At 62.5% G+C, this 17,022-nt stretch carries 17 protein-coding genes; 13 read left to right on the top strand and 4 right to left on the bottom strand.

What is annotated here, in order from left to right; all coding sequences use genetic code 11:
• The first annotated feature begins 93 nt into the window (after positions 1-93).
• Together QN085_RS20530 and QN085_RS20525 are read left to right on the top strand one after the other, a co-directional pair.
• Positions 94-348, top strand: coding sequence for an FAD assembly factor SdhE (locus QN085_RS20530; RefSeq protein WP_003252043.1), 255 nt, complete (start codon positions 94-96; stop codon positions 346-348).
• The gene (locus QN085_RS20525; RefSeq protein WP_023661215.1) at positions 332-790 is read left to right on the top strand and encodes a protein YgfX; all 459 of its coding nucleotides are present in this window, start codon (positions 332-334) and stop codon (positions 788-790) included. The genes QN085_RS20530 and QN085_RS20525 overlap by 17 nt, the downstream gene beginning before the upstream one ends.
• Before the next feature lie 118 nt (positions 791-908).
• Here QN085_RS20525 and nadB read toward each other — a convergent pair whose 3' ends face one another.
• Positions 909-2,513 carry an L-aspartate oxidase gene (nadB, locus tag QN085_RS20520; protein ID WP_013974000.1) on the bottom strand — a complete coding sequence of 535 codons (1,605 nt, stop codon included), beginning with the start codon at positions 2,511-2,513 and terminating at the stop codon, positions 909-911.
• Between the two features lie 434 nt (positions 2,514-2,947).
• Here nadB and rpoE point away from each other — a divergent pair, with 434 nt between their 5' ends.
• The 4 genes from rpoE to QN085_RS20500 all read left to right on the top strand — a co-directional run bounded on the left by rpoE (position 2,948) and on the right by QN085_RS20500 (position 6,749).
• The gene (gene rpoE / locus QN085_RS20515; protein ID WP_003252049.1) at positions 2,948-3,529 is read left to right on the top strand and encodes an RNA polymerase sigma factor RpoE/AlgU; all 582 of its coding nucleotides are present in this window, start codon (positions 2,948-2,950) and stop codon (positions 3,527-3,529) included.
• Between the two features lie 31 nt (positions 3,530-3,560).
• The gene (locus tag QN085_RS20510) at positions 3,561-4,151 is read left to right on the top strand and encodes a sigma-E factor negative regulatory protein (RefSeq protein ID WP_013973999.1); all 591 of its coding nucleotides are present in this window, start codon (positions 3,561-3,563) and stop codon (positions 4,149-4,151) included.
• 12 nt (positions 4,152-4,163) lie between these two features.
• Positions 4,164-5,126: a MucB/RseB C-terminal domain-containing protein gene (locus QN085_RS20505; protein WP_024087678.1), complete on the top strand. Its 963-nt coding sequence runs from the start codon at positions 4,164-4,166 to the stop codon at positions 5,124-5,126.
• Between the two features lie 222 nt (positions 5,127-5,348).
• Positions 5,349-6,749 (top strand): DegQ family serine endoprotease, encoded by a 1,401-nt coding sequence (locus QN085_RS20500; protein ID WP_023661216.1) that lies wholly within the window; start codon positions 5,349-5,351, stop codon positions 6,747-6,749.
• Between the two features lie 78 nt (positions 6,750-6,827).
• On the opposite strand, the gene QN085_RS20495 is transcribed toward QN085_RS20500, so the two are convergent.
• Positions 6,828-8,021: a hypothetical protein gene (locus tag QN085_RS20495; RefSeq protein ID WP_023661217.1), complete on the bottom strand. Its 1,194-nt coding sequence runs from the start codon at positions 8,019-8,021 to the stop codon at positions 6,828-6,830.
• 202 nt (positions 8,022-8,223) lie between these two features.
• Here QN085_RS20495 and lepA point away from each other — a divergent pair, with 202 nt between their 5' ends.
• The 6 genes from lepA to pdxJ all read left to right on the top strand — a co-directional run bounded on the left by lepA (position 8,224) and on the right by pdxJ (position 14,221).
• The gene (lepA, locus tag QN085_RS20490) at positions 8,224-10,023 is read left to right on the top strand and encodes a translation elongation factor 4 (protein ID WP_013973995.1); all 1,800 of its coding nucleotides are present in this window, start codon (positions 8,224-8,226) and stop codon (positions 10,021-10,023) included.
• A 5-nt stretch (positions 10,024-10,028) separates the two neighbouring features.
• Positions 10,029-10,883, top strand: coding sequence for a signal peptidase I (gene lepB, locus QN085_RS20485; RefSeq protein WP_003258486.1), 855 nt, complete (start codon positions 10,029-10,031; stop codon positions 10,881-10,883).
• 161 nt (positions 10,884-11,044) lie between these two features.
• Positions 11,045-11,734, top strand: a complete 690-nt coding sequence (gene rnc, locus QN085_RS20480; RefSeq protein ID WP_003258487.1) for a ribonuclease III — start codon at positions 11,045-11,047, stop codon at positions 11,732-11,734.
• Entirely contained in the window at positions 11,727-12,629 is a 903-nt protein-coding gene (gene era / locus QN085_RS20475; RefSeq protein ID WP_015271595.1) for a GTPase Era, read from the top strand. Before rnc ends, era begins: the two co-directional genes overlap by 8 nt.
• Positions 12,630-12,753: 124 nt before the next feature.
• Positions 12,754-13,437, top strand: a complete 684-nt coding sequence (recO, locus tag QN085_RS20470; protein ID WP_013973993.1) for a DNA repair protein RecO — start codon at positions 12,754-12,756, stop codon at positions 13,435-13,437.
• A 61-nt stretch (positions 13,438-13,498) separates the two neighbouring features.
• Positions 13,499-14,221 (top strand): pyridoxine 5'-phosphate synthase, encoded by a 723-nt coding sequence (gene pdxJ / locus QN085_RS20465; RefSeq protein WP_153670549.1) that lies wholly within the window; start codon positions 13,499-13,501, stop codon positions 14,219-14,221.
• 127 nt (positions 14,222-14,348) lie between these two features.
• Here the strand turns inward: pdxJ and QN085_RS20460 are convergent, their stop codons facing one another.
• Together QN085_RS20460 and QN085_RS20455 are read right to left on the bottom strand one after the other, a co-directional pair.
• The gene (locus tag QN085_RS20460; protein ID WP_023661219.1) at positions 14,349-15,731 is read right to left on the bottom strand and encodes a heavy metal sensor histidine kinase; all 1,383 of its coding nucleotides are present in this window, start codon (positions 15,729-15,731) and stop codon (positions 14,349-14,351) included.
• Positions 15,728-16,402: a heavy metal response regulator transcription factor gene (locus tag QN085_RS20455; protein ID WP_003258489.1), complete on the bottom strand. Its 675-nt coding sequence runs from the start codon at positions 16,400-16,402 to the stop codon at positions 15,728-15,730. Before QN085_RS20455 ends, QN085_RS20460 begins: the two co-directional genes overlap by 4 nt.
• A gap of 349 nt (positions 16,403-16,751) precedes the next feature.
• Between QN085_RS20455 and QN085_RS20450 the strand changes: the two genes are divergently transcribed.
• Positions 16,752-16,955 (top strand): hypothetical protein, encoded by a 204-nt coding sequence (locus QN085_RS20450; RefSeq protein WP_013973990.1) that lies wholly within the window; start codon positions 16,752-16,754, stop codon positions 16,953-16,955.
• Positions 16,956-17,022 lie beyond the last annotated feature (67 nt).

Genomic DNA, 17,022 nt, shown 5'->3' with positions numbered 1-17,022 from the left:
CGCCGGTAACAAAATAGGTAGTTGACTAGACCAACGCCCGGTGTCGCTTCGCTCGCCTGGCTGTATACTGGCGGGCCATTCGAGGAGGGCCCCATGGTCGAACAAACTGAACTCAACCGGCTTTTCTGGCACAGCCGCCGCGGCATGCTGGAACTGGACGTACTGCTGGTGCCTTTCACCCAGGAAGTCTACCCCACGCTCAACGAAACCGACCGCGAACTCTACGTGCGTCTGTTGAGCTGCGAGGATCAGGACATGTTCGGCTGGTTCATGGAGCGTACCGAGTCCGAAGACCCGGAGCTGCAGCGCATGGTCCGCATCATCCTGGACCGTGTCCAGCCCAAGTGAGTGCTTCGAGTGCCGCTGGCAAGGCTCGCGCCTGCTGCTGGCGGTCTACCTGGGTTGCCAGGTACTGGCGTGGTTCGCCGTATGGGCGAGCCCGCTGCCCGGGTGGTCGGCCCTTGCAGTTGTCGCCGCCTGTATTGCCCACGCTGGCTGGGCCATTCCCCGACGTATTCTGCTGACGCATGAGCATGCCGTTGTCGGCCTGCGCCGTGATGTGCGCGGCTGGCAGGTGTTCAGCCGTGCCCGTGGCTGGCAGCCGGTGCGCTTGTGCCGGGACAGCGTGGCGTTGCCGGCGCTGGTGGTGTTGCGCTTTGTGCGGGCGGGGCGTTGGTTGGGGGAGAGCCAATGCGTGCCACGGGATGCGCTGGGGGCTGATGAGCACAGGCGCTTGCGGGTGCGGTTGAAATTCAGCCGGCGCAGGTGGGCAGGGGTGGGCCGGGCATAAAGCCCTACCGAATTGACTTCTTCGCGGGCTGGCCCGCTCCCACAGGTACTGCGCAAGGCTGCAAGGCAGTGGGAATCCTGTGGGAGCGGGCGGGCCCGCGAAGGCCGCGACGCCGATTTCAGATCGGGCTGAGAATGGTGTCCTTGGCCTCGTCCAGCATCCCCGGGTAATCCAGGGTGTAATGCAGTCCGCGGCTTTCCTTGCGCTGCATGGCCGACAGGATCATCAACTCGGCCACCTGCGCCAGGTTGCGCAATTCGATCAGGTCGCGGCTGACTTTGTAGTTGCTGTAGAACTCGTCGATTTCGTCCAGCAGCAGGCGAATGCGGTGCTGCGCTCGCTGAAGGCGCTTGCTGGTTCGCACGATGCCGACGTAGTCCCACATGAAGCGCCGCAGTTCGTCCCAGTTGTGCGCAATGATCACGTCCTCGTCCGAGTCGGTGACCTGGCTGGCGTCCCAGCCGGGCAGGGCCTTGGGCATGGTCACCTCATCCAGGTGCGCCTGGATGTCGGCGGCGGCGGCACGGCCATAGACGAAACATTCCAGCAGCGAGTTGCTAGCCATGCGGTTGGCGCCGTGCAGGCCGGTGAAGCTGGTTTCGCCAATGGCATACAGGCCCGGCACGTCGGTGTGGCCGCGGTCGTCGACCATCACCCCTCCGCAGGTGTAGTGCGCCGCTGGCACCACCGGGATCGGCTGACGGGTGATGTCGATGCCGAAGGCCAGGCAGCGCTCGTACACGGTGGGAAAGTGGCTCTTGATGAAGTCGACCGGCTTGTGGGTGATATCCAGGTATACGCAGTCCACGCCCAGGCGCTTCATCTCGTGGTCGATGGCGCGGGCCACGATGTCGCGCGGCGCCAGTTCTTCGCGCGGGTCGAAGCGTGGCATGAAGCGTTCGCCATTGGGCAGGCGCAGCAGGGCACCTTCGCCACGCAGGGCTTCGGTGATCAGGAAGCTCTTGGCCTGTGGGTGGTACAGGCAAGTCGGGTGAAACTGGTTGAACTCCAGATTCGCCACCCGGCAGCCAGCCCGCCAAGCCATGGCGATGCCGTCGCCGCAGGCACCGTCGGGATTGCTGGTATACAGGTACACCTTGGCCGCACCGCCAGTGGCCAGCACGGTGAAGCGCGCACCGAAGGTGTCCACCTCGCCGGTGTTTCGGTCGAGCACGTAGGCACCCAGGCAGCGCTCGCCGGGCAGGCCGAGGCGGCGTTCGGTGATCAGGTCGACCGCCACGCGCTGCTCCAGCAACTGAATATTCGGGCGTTTGCGGGCCTGCTCCAGCAGCGTGGTGAAGATGGCTGCGCCGGTGGCGTCGGCGGCGTGGATGATGCGCCGGTGGCTATGGCCGCCTTCGCGGGTCAGGTGGAACTCAAAGCCGCCGTCGTCGACGCTGTAGTGCTCGTCGCGGGTAAAGGGCACGCCTTGCTCGATCAGCCACTCGATGGCCTCGCGGCTGTGCTCGACGGTAAAGCGCACGGCGTCTTCATGGCAAAGGCCGCCGCCGGCATTGAGGGTGTCCTCGACATGCGACTGCACGGTATCGGTATTGTCCAGCACCGCCGCGACACCGCCCTGGGCCCAGAAGGTCGAGCCGTTGGCCAGGTCGCCCTTGCTGAGTACGGCGACTCGAAGGTGGCTGGGGAGGTTCAGTGCCAGGCTGAGACCGGCGGCACCGCTGCCGATCACCAGGACATCATGTTGGAATTGTTGGCTCATGTCGGGACACTAGTATTCTTTGGAAGGGGCGCGGCACAATAGTCACGCGCCGATGGCATTGTGAAACTATCGTAAAAGCTGGCCGGGTTGCCTTTATAGCAGCCCCGGGTGGCCAATTTCCATGCCACTTGCCTGGTCGCGACAACCTTTGTGGGAACTTTCCGACATGGCCGGAAATCCTATGAAGGCTGCCCACGCGCCACAACTTGCCGCGGCGACGCAGGGCGGCAGGCCTGTCCGGGCTGTCCCTGCGTACTCGAAACCTGATTATCGACGTAGCCGGCCGTGACCGTGCCGCGTCTTTCGTGCAAGCCGACCAAGGGCTGCAGGAAACTTGCTTGGAGGGGAGAACTTTTGCGCAAAGCCCGAGTCTATGGTTGCAAGCCTGAACGATGGCTGATGCAACGCTCCTTCGAGTTCACTGAGGAGTGTTCATGCTAACCCAGGAAGAGGATCAGCAGCTTGTCGAGCGCGTTCAGCGTGGTGACAGGCGAGCGTTCGATCTGTTGGTGCTGAAGTATCAGCACAAGATTCTCGGGTTGATCGTGCGGTTCGTTCACGACACCCACGAGGCCCAGGATGTAGCACAGGAAGCCTTCATCAAGGCCTACCGTGCGCTTGGCAACTTCCGCGGAGACAGTGCGTTCTATACGTGGCTCTACCGCATCGCCATCAACACGGCGAAGAACTACCTGGTGTCCCGTGGAAGACGGCCGCCAGACAGTGATGTGAGCTCCGAGGATGCGGAGTTTTACGACGGCGATCATGGTCTCAAGGATCTCGAGTCCCCAGAGCGCTCGTTGTTGCGGGATGAAATCGAAGGCACTGTCCATCGCACCATCCAGCAACTGCCTGAAGACCTGCGCACGGCGCTGACCCTGCGCGAGTTCGACGGGCTGAGTTACGAAGACATTGCCAGTGTCATGCAATGTCCGGTGGGTACCGTGCGCTCTCGAATCTTCCGCGCTCGGGAGGCAATAGACAAAGCCCTGCAACCTTTGCTGCAGGAAACCTGAGACAGCGGCGACAGCCAAGAGAGGAACCGCCATGAGTCGTGAAGCTTTGCAGGAATCGCTGTCCGCGGTGATGGATAACGAAGCGGACGAGCTTGAACTGCGTCGTGTGTTGAACGCCGTAGACGATGCTGAAACCCGTGCCACCTGGTCGCGTTACCAGGTTGCCCGCGCAGCCATGCACAAGGAGCTGCTGCTGCCTAACCTGGATATCGCCTCGGCGGTGTCTGCAGCGCTGGCTGACGAAGCCGTGCCGGCCAAGGCCAAGAAAGGGCCATGGCGCAGCATCGGCCGCCTGGCGGTAGCTGCCTCGGTCACCGTAGCCGTGCTGGCCGGTGTGCGCATGTACAACCAGGACGAGATCACTGGCGCCGAGCTTGCTGCCCAGCAACCTGCCCAGCAAGGCCTGAGTGTGCCACAAGCACAAGGCCCTGCCGTTTTGGCAGGCTATAGTGAGAGCAGTGAGCAACCGACCGGGCCGATGGCCAACGGCGTGCTGCAGAACCAGGCCGGCTGGGACCAGCGTCTGCCAGGCTACCTGCGCCAGCATGCCCAGGAATCTGCGCTCAAGGGCACTGAAACCGCATTGCCGTATGCCCGCGCCGCCAGCCTGGAAAACCGTTAAGTAAGGAGGATCATGCGCGCGCTACCTCTCCTGTCGCTGCTGATTGGCAGCTGCGTGACGGTGCCAGCATTGGCGGCCAATTCTTCGCCCGAGGCGAGCGAGTGGCTGAGCAAGCTGGCACAGGCCGAGCAAAAGCAGAGCTACCAAGGCTCTTTTGTCTACGAACGGAACGGCAGTTTCTCTTCCCACGAGATCTGGCACAGGGTCGACGACGGCAAGGTCAGCGAGCGGCTGTTGCAGCTCGATGGTGCCGCTCAGGAGATCGTGCGCGTGGATGGCAAGGTGGAGTGCGTCAGCGGGGCCTTGGTCAGTGGAGTGACGACGCCCCCGAACACTACGCAGCGTGTACTTGATCCGCTGAAACTGATGGGCTGGTATGACTTGAGCGTGGCGGGCAAGTCACGGGTCGCCGGGCGCGATGCCGTGATCGTGACGCTCACCCCGCGCGACCAGCACCGCTATGCCTTCGAATTGCACCTGGACCGCACTACTGGCCTGCCGCTGCGCTCGTTGATGATCAACGACAAAGGGCAGTTGCTGGAGCGCTTCCAGATGACCCGTCTCGATACTGACGCACCCAGCGATGATGACCTGCGCGCCAGTGCTGCATGCAAGCCGGTGCAGCATGTGGCTGCTGCCGCCAACGACACGGTCGCCGGCTGGCGTTCGGACTGGCTGCCGCCCGGCTTCGAGCTGGTCAACAGCTCGGTACGCCGCGACCCCAAGAATGACAGCACGGTCAGCAGCCTGATGTATGACGATGGCCTGGCGCGCTTCTCGGTGTTCCTCGAGCCGGTAAAGGATGAGGGCGGGACCGACATGCGCACCCAGCTTGGCCCGACCTCGGCGGTCTCGCGTCGGCTGAACACGCCCAAAGGCAAGGTCATGGTCACTGTGGTCGGCGAGATTCCGCTGGGTACCGCAGAGCGTGTGGCGCTGTCGATGCGCCCCCAGGATGGCCAGGCGCGCCAGTGATGGCGTGCATTTGCGGGCATGGCGTGCAGGCCATGCCAAGGCGTGCGGACATGCCGCTGAAATGAAATTAAAGCATTGTCATTTGCAATCCATCGGCAAATTTTCTATAGGTCAGGCTTCTAGGAGCCTGGCCTTTCCTGTTTTGTGCAGGGGCCTTTCTAAACTACCGCTCGTTGTGACGGGAGCCGTATGTCAATACCACGCTTGAAATCCTACCTATCGATGTTCGCCGCCGTGCTGATGCTCGGCCAGGTGCTCAGCGCCCAGGCCGAGGAAGCCCTGCCGGACTTCACTACCCTGGTCGAGCAGGCCTCGCCAGCCGTGGTCAACATCAGTACCAAGCAGAAACTGCCGGACCGCCGCATGGCCGCCGGGCAGATGCCCGACCTGGAAGGCCTGCCGCCGATGTTCCGCGAGTTCTTCGAGCGCAACATGCCGCAGCAACCGCGCTCACCGCGTGGCGACCGCCAGCGCGAGGCCCAGTCGCTGGGTTCGGGCTTCATCATTTCCAGTGATGGCTACGTACTGACCAACAACCACGTGGTAGCCGATGCCGACGAGATCATCGTCCGCCTGTCGGACCGCAGCGAGCTGCAGGCCAAACTGGTCGGCACCGACCCGCGCACCGACGTGGCCCTGCTCAAGGTAGAGGGCAAGAACCTGCCGACCGTCAAGCTGGGAGATTCCGAGAAGCTCAAGGTGGGCGAGTGGGTGCTGGCCATCGGTTCGCCGTTCGGCTTTGACCATTCGGTGACCAAAGGTATCGTCAGTGCCAAGGGCCGTACCCTGCCCAATGACACCTACGTACCGTTCATCCAGACGGACGTGGCCATCAACCCCGGCAACTCCGGCGGCCCGCTGTTCAACATGAATGGCGAAGTAGTGGGTATCAACTCGCAGATATTCACCCGTTCCGGTGGTTTCATGGGCCTTTCGTTCGCCATCCCGATCGATGTGGCGATCGATGTCTCCAATCAGCTGAAGAAAGACGGCAAGGTCAGCCGCGGCTGGCTGGGCGTGGTGATCCAGGAGGTCAACAAGGACCTGGCTGAATCGTTCGGCCTGGACAAGCCGGCGGGTGCCCTGGTGGCACAGGTGCTGGAAAACGGCCCTGCAGCCAAGGGCGGCCTGCAGGTGGGTGACGTGATCCTGAGCATGAACGGCCAGCCGATCATCATGTCGGCCGACCTGCCGCATCTGGTCGGCAGTCTCAAGGATGGCGAAAAGGCCAAGCTGGAGATCATCCGCAACGGCAAGCGCCAGAGCCTCGACATCAGCGTTGGCGCACTGCCCGACGAAGATGCCGACATCGGTACCGGCGCCGAAGGCAGCGCCGAGCGTAGCAGCAACCGCCTGGGCGTCTCGGTTGCCGACCTGACCGCCGAACAGAAGAAAGCCCTCGAACTCAAGGGTGGTGTGGTCATCAAGGAAGTTCAGGATGGCCCGGCCGCGATGATCGGCCTGCGCCCGGGTGATGTGATCAGTCACCTGAACAACCAGGCTATCGGTTCGGCCAAGGAATTCACCGAAATCGCCAAGGAACTGCCGAAGAACCGTTCGGTGTCGATGCGTGTGCTGCGTCAGGGCCGTGCCAGCTTCATTACCTTCAAGCTGGCTGAATAAGCTGTAGTTGCCTTCGCAGGCATTGTCCGGCTTGACAAGCCCGGTGCGTGAGCGCCGGGCTTTGTCATTCAGGGGGGCTCAGTTGAAAACGGACATCAACGTGCCGAGGTATCCAGCAACTGCGGTTGAGTTGAAACCGATCACAGTGCGCTGCCCGTTGTCCAGGCAAGTCATGGCATCGGGTATGCCGACAAGATCATTGATCGGTCGGAAGGATATATCAATGGAGCCATCCGCAAGATAGCGACGGTTTTCCAGGCTCCTGCCCAGGCCGAACGCAAACAGCCGATGTTGCCCATCGATGGCCACTGCACGCCAATCTGTAAAGCCTGAGTCGTCCAGGATCGGTGCACCGCCGTTAAATGTCGGGTCCTTCGCGCCACTGGCATCGAACTGCCAGAGCAGTGCTTGTGATGAATTGTCTCCGTTTGTCGCTTTACCGGCGACCAGCAGCTGTCCTTCCGGCCTGGCTAGCAGCGCGTTGAGTTCGGTAGCGAAACCCTCAGCCCGGAAATACACTGTGCCGCCTTCACCGAAGGCTGAATCCAGCTCGCCGTCGTGACGGTAGCGAGCGAGAAAGCTTTCTGCGGGCTGCCCCTGCTGCGAGCGGGTTCCGCTGACCACGAACCCGTCAGGCAACTGAACGATTCCGGCGACAGCAATTTGGCCTGCGTCCGGCAGAATATCGATGAATTCCTGAAGCCCTGCTGCTGGCTGGCCGGAGTGTTCCCGCAGGTACACCCTGGCCATCGTGGCACGCGCGCCTTGAGCCTTTTGGAGGTTCAGGGAAACCATGAGGTATGGCCCATCGCTTGTAAGGCGACCGCTACCAATCACCATGCCCATATCCGGCGGCACGCTCAGGAGCTGGTGTTCACCTCCTCGGCCATCGCGGTCGTAACAGGTGAGCCTGGGCTTTGCCAGCAGGTTCGAGGTAGGGGCACTCCATCCCAGCACTGTGAAGCGTTGGTCAGCCAGTACCGTTAGCGCTTCAGTCGATGCATGCTCGTCAATCACGTAACGGCCAACGATCACGCCGCCCTGTGCAAAGTCGTTGTCAACTGAACCGTTTGCGGTAAAGCGGGTCAGGGCAAAATGACGCCCCCCGGAGGAGTCAAAGGCAAGCGCGCTGACAAGCAGGCTGCTCCCTTGTAGCGCCATGCCAGTCAGGTTTCGGCCTATTGAAGCGCCATGGAACGAAGGGAGCTCGGCCCTGCCATTCATTCCAAATGCAGGGTCGTAATCCCCCGGTGTCATGTGTTGTTCGGGCATGCTGGTCACCTTGGTCGAGAGATTGGCAAGGATGGTCGACTCCTGATGCGGTGAGTACTGGCAGAAATGTCAGGTAGCACCTCTGTCAGGCAACCATGTTCACCAACGGCTGGATGGCGTGGCGGCCTGCTGCGGCTTAAGGTACAATTCCCGGCTATTTTTCGGCGGGCGTCCGGCTCGCAGCCTTTTCGAGTGTTGACCCGTGAGTGATTTGAGTCATATCCGCAATTTCTCCATCATCGCCCACATCGACCATGGCAAGTCGACGCTGGCCGACCGTTTCATCCAGATGTGCGGTGGCCTGTCGGCACGCGAGATGGAAGCCCAGGTGCTCGATTCCATGGACCTGGAGCGTGAGCGCGGTATCACCATCAAGGCCCACAGCGTCACGCTCAACTACAAGGCGCAGGACGGCAAGGTCTACCAGCTGAACTTCATCGATACTCCTGGCCACGTCGACTTCACCTACGAAGTCTCGCGTTCGCTGGCGGCCTGTGAGGGCGCACTGCTGGTGGTGGATGCCGGCCAGGGCGTTGAGGCCCAGTCCGTGGCCAACTGCTATACCGCCATCGAGCAGGGCCTTGAGGTCATGCCGGTACTGAACAAGATGGACCTGCCCCAGGCCGATCCGGATCGCGTCAAGGACGAGATCGAGAAGATCATCGGCATCGACGCCACCGACGCCGTGGCCTGCAGTGCCAAGAGCGGCATGGGCGTGGACGAGGTGCTCGAGCGCCTGGTGCAGACCATTCCCGCGCCGGAAGGCGATATCGAGGCGCCGCTGCAGGCGCTGATCATCGACTCCTGGTTCGACAACTACCTCGGCGTGGTCTCGCTGGTGCGCGTGCGCCACGGCCGCGTCAAGAAAGGCGACAAGATCCTGGTCAAGTCCACCGGCAAGGTGCACCTGGTCGACAGCGTGGGCGTGTTTACCCCGAAGCACACCCAGACCGCCGACCTGAAGGCCGGCGAAGTGGGCTTCATCATCGCCAGCATCAAGGACATTCACGGTGCCCCGGTCGGTGACACCCTGACCCTGTCCGCGACCCCTGAGGTCGAAGTGCTGCCAGGATTCAAGAAGATTCAGCCGCAGGTCTACGCCGGCCTGTTCCCGGTCAGCTCCGACGACTTCGAGGACTTCCGCGATGCACTGCAGAAGCTGACCCTGAACGATTCGTCGCTGCAATACATGCCGGAAAGCTCCGACGCCCTGGGCTTCGGCTTCCGTTGCGGCTTCCTCGGCATGCTGCACATGGAGATCATCCAAGAGCGCCTGGAGCGCGAATACGACCTGGACCTGATCACCACCGCGCCAAGCGTGATCTATGAGCTGGAACTGAAAACCGGCGAGACCATCACCGTCGACAACCCGTCGAAGCTGCCGGACGTCTCGGCGGTCGCCGATTTCCGCGAGCCGATCGTCACCGCCACCATCCTGGTGCCGCAGGAGCACCTGGGCAACGTCATCACCCTGTGCATCGAGAAGCGTGGCGTGCAGCGCGACATGCAGTTCCTCGGTAGCCAGGTGCAGGTGCGCTACGACCTGCCGATGAACGAAGTGGTGCTGGACTTCTTCGACCGCCTCAAGTCCACCAGCCGCGGCTATGCTTCGCTGGACTATCATTTCGATCGCTACCAGTCGGCCAATCTGGTCAAGCTGGACGTACTGATCAACGGCGACAAGGTCGATGCCTTGGCATTGATCGTGCACCGCGACAACGCGGCCTACAAGGGCCGTGCGTTGACCGAAAAGATGAAGGAACTGATCCCTCGGCAGATGTTCGACGTGGCGATCCAGGCAGCTATCGGCGGCCAGATCATTGCGCGGACAACCGTCAAGGCGCTCAGAAAGAACGTACTGGCCAAGTGCTACGGTGGCGACGTCAGCCGTAAGAAGAAGCTGCTGGAGAAGCAGAAGGCCGGTAAGAAACGCATGAAACAGGTGGGTAACGTGGAAATTCCACAGGAAGCCTTCCTCGCCGTGCTCAGGTTGGATAGCTAGGTCCTATGTCGCTAAATTTCCCGCTGTTGCTAGTCATCGCCGTCTTCGTCTGCGGCCTGCTGGGCTTGATCGACCTGCTGTTCCTGGCCCCGCGCCGGCGTGCGGCAATCGCCAACTACCAGGGCAGCGTCAGCCAGCCCGAGATGGCGGTGGTCGAACGCCTGGGCAAGGAGCCGTTGCTGGTCGAGTACGGCAAGTCGTTCTTCCCGGTGCTGTTCATCGTGCTGGTGCTGCGTTCGTTCCTGGTCGAGCCGTTCCAGATCCCTTCGGGGTCGATGAAACCGACCCTGGAAGTGGGCGACTTCATCCTGGTGAACAAGTTCTCGTACGGCATTCGCCTGCCGGTGATCGACAAGAAGGTCATCGAGGTGGGTGACCCGCAACGCGGTGATGTGATGGTGTTCCGCTACCCGAGCGACCCTAACGTCAACTACATCAAGCGTGTGGTCGGCCTGCCGGGCGACCAGGTGCGCTACACCAGCGACAAGCGGTTGTTCGTCAACGGCCAGCCGATTGCCGAACAACTGGTGGGCACCGAGCCGGGCACTTTGGGCAGCGCCGAGCTGTACAAGGAAAAGCTCGGCGAGGCCGAACACCTGATTCGCAAGGAAATGAGCCGTTATCGCATGCCGCCGGACCAGCAATGGACCGTGCCGGCAGGCCATTACTTCATGATGGGCGACAACCGCGACAACTCCAACGACAGCCGTTACTGGGATGACCCGAACATCCCGAAGGAACTGCACGGCATGGTTCCCGACCGGAACATCGTCGGCAAGGCCTTCGCGGTGTGGATGAGCTGGCCAGAGCCCAAGCTCAGCCACCTGCCCAACCTGTCGCGGGTCGGTCTGATCCATTGATACCCATCGGCGCTGGCCTGCAGGCAGCGCCGAATGCATTTCTGACATAGGCCGTGTTCTCAGGGATCGGGAGATTCGTCGCACATCGCGGCGGGCCACAGCCAAACAGTCTTTCAGGATGTTGATTTGAACAACGCGTTGAACAACGAACGGGTGGCTGCATGAGTGCTCCCCTTGCCCGTCTGGAGCGAAAGCTCGGTTATACCTTCAAGAACCAGGACCAGATGCTCCTGGCACTGACCCATCGCAGCTACGCCGGGCGCAACAATGAGCGCCTGGAGTTTCTCGGTGACGCCATTCTCAACTTCGTCGCCGGCGAAGCGCTGTTCGAGCGCTTCCCGCAGGCCCGCGAAGGCCAGCTGTCGCGCCTGCGCGCGCGGCTGGTCAAGGGTGAGACCCTGGCCCGCCTGGCCCGTGGTTTCGACCTGGGCGATCACCTGCGCCTGGGCTCGGGTGAGCTCAAGAGCGGTGGTTTCCGCCGCGAGTCGATCCTGGCCGACGCCCTGGAGGCGCTGATTGGCGCCATCTACCTGGACGCCGACATGGAAACGGCCCGGGAGCGCGTGCTGGCCTGGCTGGCCGATGAATTCGAAGGCCTGACCCTGGTCGATACCAACAAGGACCCGAAAACCCGCCTGCAGGAGTTCCTGCAGTCGCGCAGCTGTGAGCTGCCGCGTTACGAAGTGGTGGATATCCAGGGCGAACCGCATTGCCGGACCTTCTTCGTCGAATGCGAAGTGGTGCTGCTGAACAACAAGAGCCGTGGCCAGGGCGTTAGCCGGCGTATCGCCGAGCAAGTCGCCGCCGCGTCTGCACTGATCGCCCTGGGCGTGGAGAATGGCAATGACTGATAGCAACCCGACCCGCTGCGGCTATGTGGCCATTGTCGGCCGCCCGAACGTGGGCAAGTCGACCCTGCTCAACCACATCCTCGGCCAGAAGCTGGCGATCACCTCGCGCAAGCCGCAGACCACCCGCCACAACATGCTCGGCATCAAGACCGAGGGTGACGTGCAGGCGATCTACGTCGATACCCCCGGTATGCACAAGGCCAATGACAAGGCCTTGAACCGCTACATGAACCGCAATGCCTCGGCGGCCCTGAAGGACGTCGACGTGGTGATCTTCGTGGTCGACCGCACCAAATGGACCGACGAGGACCAACTGGTGCTGGAGCGCGTGCAGTACGTGACGGGCCCACTGATCATCGCGGTCAACAAGACCGACCGCATGGAAGAGAAGGCCGAACTGATCCCGCACCTGCAATGGCTCCAGGAGCAGTTGCCGAACGCCGAAGTAATGCCTATCTCCGCGCAGCAGGGGCACAACCTGCAGGCGCTGGAAGCACAGATCGCCAAGCACCTGCCCGAGAACGAACACTTCTTCCCCGAAGATCAGATCACCGACCGCAGCAGCCGCTTCCTGGCCGCCGAACTGGTGCGCGAAAAGATCATGCGCCAGCTGGGTGCGGAATTGCCGTACCAGATCACCGTGGAAATTGAAGAATTCAAGCAGCAGGGCCACGTGCTGCACATCCACGCGCTGATCCTGGTCGAGCGCGATGGCCAGAAGAAGATCATCATTGGCGACAAGGGCGAGCGCATCAAGCGCATCGGCTCCGAGGCGCGCAAGGACATGGAGGTGCTGTTCGACTCCAAGGTCATGCTCAACCTGTGGGTCAAGGTGAAAGGCGGCTGGTCCGATGACGAGCGCGCCCTGCGCTCGCTGGGCTACGGCGACCTGTAAATTCGCCTGACGGCTCAGGTTACTCTGTGGGAGCGGGTTTACCCGCGAATGCGTCAGTGGGTTCACCATCGCATTCGCGGGTAAACCCGCTCCCACAGTTGCCTGGGGCATTTAGAGAACGTTTATGGAACAACCTGTCGGCCAGCCAGCCTACGTGCTGCACAGCCGCGCCTACAAGGAAACCAGCGCGCTGGTGGACTTCTTTACCCCGCAGGGCCGCATGCGTGCCGTGCTGCGCCGTGCGCGTGGCAAGGGTGGCAGCCTGGTGCGGCCGTTCGTGCCGCTGGAACTGGAGCTGCGCGGGCGTGGCGAGCTGAAGAATGTCGGGCGCATGGACAGCGCTGGCATCGCCGCCTGGCTGCATGGCGATGCCCTGTTCAGCGGGTTGTACCTCAACGAACTGCTCATGCGCCTGCTGCCCGCCGAAGCGCCTTTCCCGGCGCTGTTCGAGCACTACACCCTGACCTTGCAGGCCTTGGCCGCCGGTCGCCCGCTGGAGCCGCTGCTGCGCTCCTTTGAATGGCGGCTGCTGGACGAACTCGGTTATGCGTTTTCGTTGCACCACGACGTCAATGACCAGCCGATCGCGGGTGAAGGCCTGTACCGCTTGCGTGTGGATGCCGGCCTGGAGCGGGTCGAGCTGGTGCAACCCGGGCTGTTCCGCGGCACCGAACTGCTGGCCCTGGCCGAAGCCGACTGGGATGCCCCAGGTGCCTTGCTCGCCGCCAAGCGCCTGATGCGCCAGGCACTGGCGGTTCACCTGGGGGCAAAACCACTGGTCAGCCGCGAACTGTTTCGCAAGCGCTGATCACGACGTATGCTGTGGGGCTCAATCTTCAGGAGAGCCTTTCGTGACTCACAGCAACCGCATGCTTCTCGGCGTAAACATCGACCACGTGGCGACCCTGCGCCAGGCCCGGGGCACGCGTTACCCTGATCCGGTCAAGGCTGCCCTGGATGCCGAGGAAGCAGGCGCCGATGGCATCACCGTGCACCTGCGTGAAGACCGCCGGCACATCCAGGAGCGTGACGTGGTGCTGCTCAAGGACGTGCTGCAGACGCGCATGAACTTCGAGATGGGCGTCACCGAAGAGATGATGGCCTTTGCCGAGAAGATCCGCCCGGCGCACATCTGCCTGGTACCCGAAACCCGTCAGGAGCTGACCACCGAAGGCGGCCTGGACGTGGCGGGCCAGGAAGCACGGATCAAGGCTGCGGTTGAGCGCCTGTCGCGTACCGGTGCCGAAGTGTCGCTGTTCATCGATGCCGACGAGCGGCAGATCGAGGCTTCGCGTCGCGTTGGCGCGCCTGCCATCGAACTGCACACCGGGCGTTACGCCGATGCCGAAACGCCGACCGAAGTGGCCGAAGAACTCAAGCGTATCGTCGATGGCGTGGCGTTTGGCGTGGGGCAGGGGTTGATCGTCAATGCTGGCCACGGGCTGCACTACCACAACGTGGAGGCGGTGGCGGCGATCAAGGGCATCAATGAGCTGAACATCGGTCATGCGCTGGTGGCGCATGCGCTGTTCGTCGGCTTCAAGGCCGCTGTGGCCGAGATGAAGGCGCTGATCGTGGCGGCTTCGCGCTAATCGTTGGTCGCCTGTACCGGCCTATTCGCGGGTAAACCCGCTCCCACAGGTACCCCACAGGCCTTGAGGCTTGTGCAATTTCTGTGGGAGCGGGTTTACCCGCGAAGAGGCCGGCACAAGCGATGTATTACTCGGCAGGAAACACAAGGGTAAACCGGGTAGGCCCCAAGGGCCTGCTGCTGACCTCGACCCGCCCGCCATGCAACTGCATGATCGATTTCACGATCGCCAGCCCCAACCCGGTCCCTCCCTCCAGCCGCGAGCGCCCCGAGCCCACCCGGTAAAATCGCTCGAACAAGCGCGACTGGTGTTCTTCAGCAATACCAGGCCCCTGGTTTTCCACCGAAAGCCGAACTTCGCTGCCCACGCGCTCGATACGTAGTTCCACAGGCTTGCCATCCGGGCAGTGCCGAATGGCATTGCTCAACAGGTTCGACAGTGCCCGCTGAAACATCAGCCGATCACCCTGCGCCGTCCCCCAGCCTTGCACACGCAACTCAACCCCTTTCAGCTCGGCACTGAACGCAAACAGCTCGACAACCCGCGCCGTCTCGTCGGCCAATGCCATGGGCTTGAGCGCGACCTGGGCCTGGGGTTGGCTGACCTGGGCGAGAAACAGCATGTCATTGATGATGCGGTTGAGCCGAGTCAGTTCTTCGATGCTGTCTTCCAGCACTTCGCGGTAAATCGCGTTGTCCCGTTCGCGGGCCAGCGTCACTTGCGCCTTGCCCATCAGGTTGCTCAATGGTGTGCGCAGTTCATGGGCCAGATCATCGGAAAACTGCGACAGCTGGCTGACGCCCTGATCGAGGCGGTCGAGCATCACGTTGATGCTGCTGGCCAGCTCTGCCAGTTCCAGCGGCAGGCCGGTAGCGGGAAGGCGATGTTGCAGGTCCTGGGCCGACACCCGCCCGGCGATGCGCCGGAAGTGCCGCAGTGGCCTCAGGCCGCGCTGCATCAGCCACCAGGCACCGGCCCCGATCAGCAACAGCAGCAACGGCAGCGCGAGCAAGGTGGAGTGCAGGTAGGCCTGCAGCAGGGCGTTGTCGTCGGCGCGGTTGAGCGACATCATCACCTTGACCGGGGTGTCGTCGCGCAGGCGCATCAGCTGGGTCACGGTGAGTATCTGGTTGCCATTGCTGTCGCGCCACGCATGAAAGGCCAGACGGGCATCGGTGCGCAGATCGCCTACCTGTGATTCCAGCGCTGGCCCCAGGCTGAGCAGGTGCGGATGGCGGCCTTCGAGGGCCAGCACGCTGAGGCTGAGGTTGTCATGCCCCATCACCAGGTCGAGCAAGGGATGGGCGCGGCTGCCCAGGTCTTCGCTACGCAGGTCGACGCGCAGGTTGTGCTCGACCTGCAGCATCTTGCGCGCCAGGTCCTTGCGTGCGCGGCTGTCCAGTTCGTGATCGAGGGCGAACACGGCCAGGCAGGCCAGCAGCAGTACCAGTGCGGCGCCCATCAGCGTCACGCTCAGGCCCAGTCGCAGTGACAGGCTGGCGTTTTTCAAAAGCGTGCCTCGAGCACGTAGCCGACGCCACGCAGGGTATGGATCAGCTTGTTGTCGAACGGGTCGTCGATCTTGGCCCGCAGGCGCCGGATCGAAACCTCGACCACATTGGTGTCGCAGTCGAAATTCATGTCCCACACCAGCGAGATGATCTGGGTGCGCGACAGCACCTCGCCGGTCTGACGCATCAGCAGGTGCAGCAGGGCGAATTCCTTGGCGGTCAGGTCGATACGCTGCCCGGCGCGGTAGGCACGGTGGCGGCCGGGGTCCAGCTCCAGATCTGCAACGCGCAGGGTGCTGGGCTGCAGTTGCTGGTCGTTGCGGCGCAGCAGGCTGCGGATACGGGCGAGCAGTTCCGGAAACTCGAAGGGCTTGAGCAGGTAATCGTCGGCACCCAGGTCCAGGCCCTTGACCCGGTCGGCCAGGCGGCCATGGGCGGTCAGCATCATGATGCGCGTGGCCGATTCGGCGCGCAGCCGCTGCAGCACGGTCCAGCCATCGAGCTCGGGCAGGTTGACGTCGAGGATGACCAGGTCGTAGGGCTGCTGGCGGGCCAGGTGCAGGCCATCGGTGCCGGTGTGGGCGCAGTCGACCACGTAGCCGTTCTCGCGCAGGCCCTGCTGCAGGTAGTCGGCGGTGCGCAGTTCGTCCTCGATGATCAGTAGACGCATGGATGGGCTCGGTGTGATGAAAGGGGGCGATTCTCGACCCTGTAGTGGCATCAGGGTCAAGGCGCAGGATGGTACGGCATGCGAAAAGGCGCGCGGCGCAGATAACGGATTTGTAATCCTGCTGTTATCTGGCTGTCTGTTGTGGCCCTTTCGCGGGTAAACCCGCTCCCACAGGATTTTCACAGACGCTGAAATCCCTGCAGTTCCTGTGGGAGCGGGTTTACCCGCGAAGGGGCCAGCACAGACAACACAGGGCCACATTGCAAGACTGTAATCCCCGCCTCACCTTGCCGTTAGCTGGCCCTCGCTAGGATGGCCCTGTCTGATCGGTTATCACGAGGCAACCACGATGAACCTGACCAAATTCCTGCTGTTGGCCACCCTTGCCCTGGGCAGCGCCAGTGTTCACGCCGAGGGCGGTGCGGAACGTTCGAAACAATTCTGGCAAGCGTTCCGCGAAGACCAGCAGCGCCTGTACGACGACAAGCAACAGGCCGTCGCAGAGCGTGAGCGCAAGGCACAGGAGAAGGCCCGCGAGTTGGCCAAGGATTGAGGTAACACCACCTGCGCCGCGACAGCTCCTCGGCGCAGGTATATTCAGGCGCCCAACCGGGCGCCTT

The sequence above is a fragment of the Pseudomonas sp. M2(2023) genome, assembly GCF_030263955.1.
Taxonomy (GTDB): Bacteria; Pseudomonadota; Gammaproteobacteria; order Pseudomonadales; family Pseudomonadaceae; genus Aquipseudomonas; species Aquipseudomonas asiatica.
The sequence above is the reverse complement of the archived record's forward strand: the minus strand, read 5'-3'. Positions and strand labels throughout refer to the sequence as shown.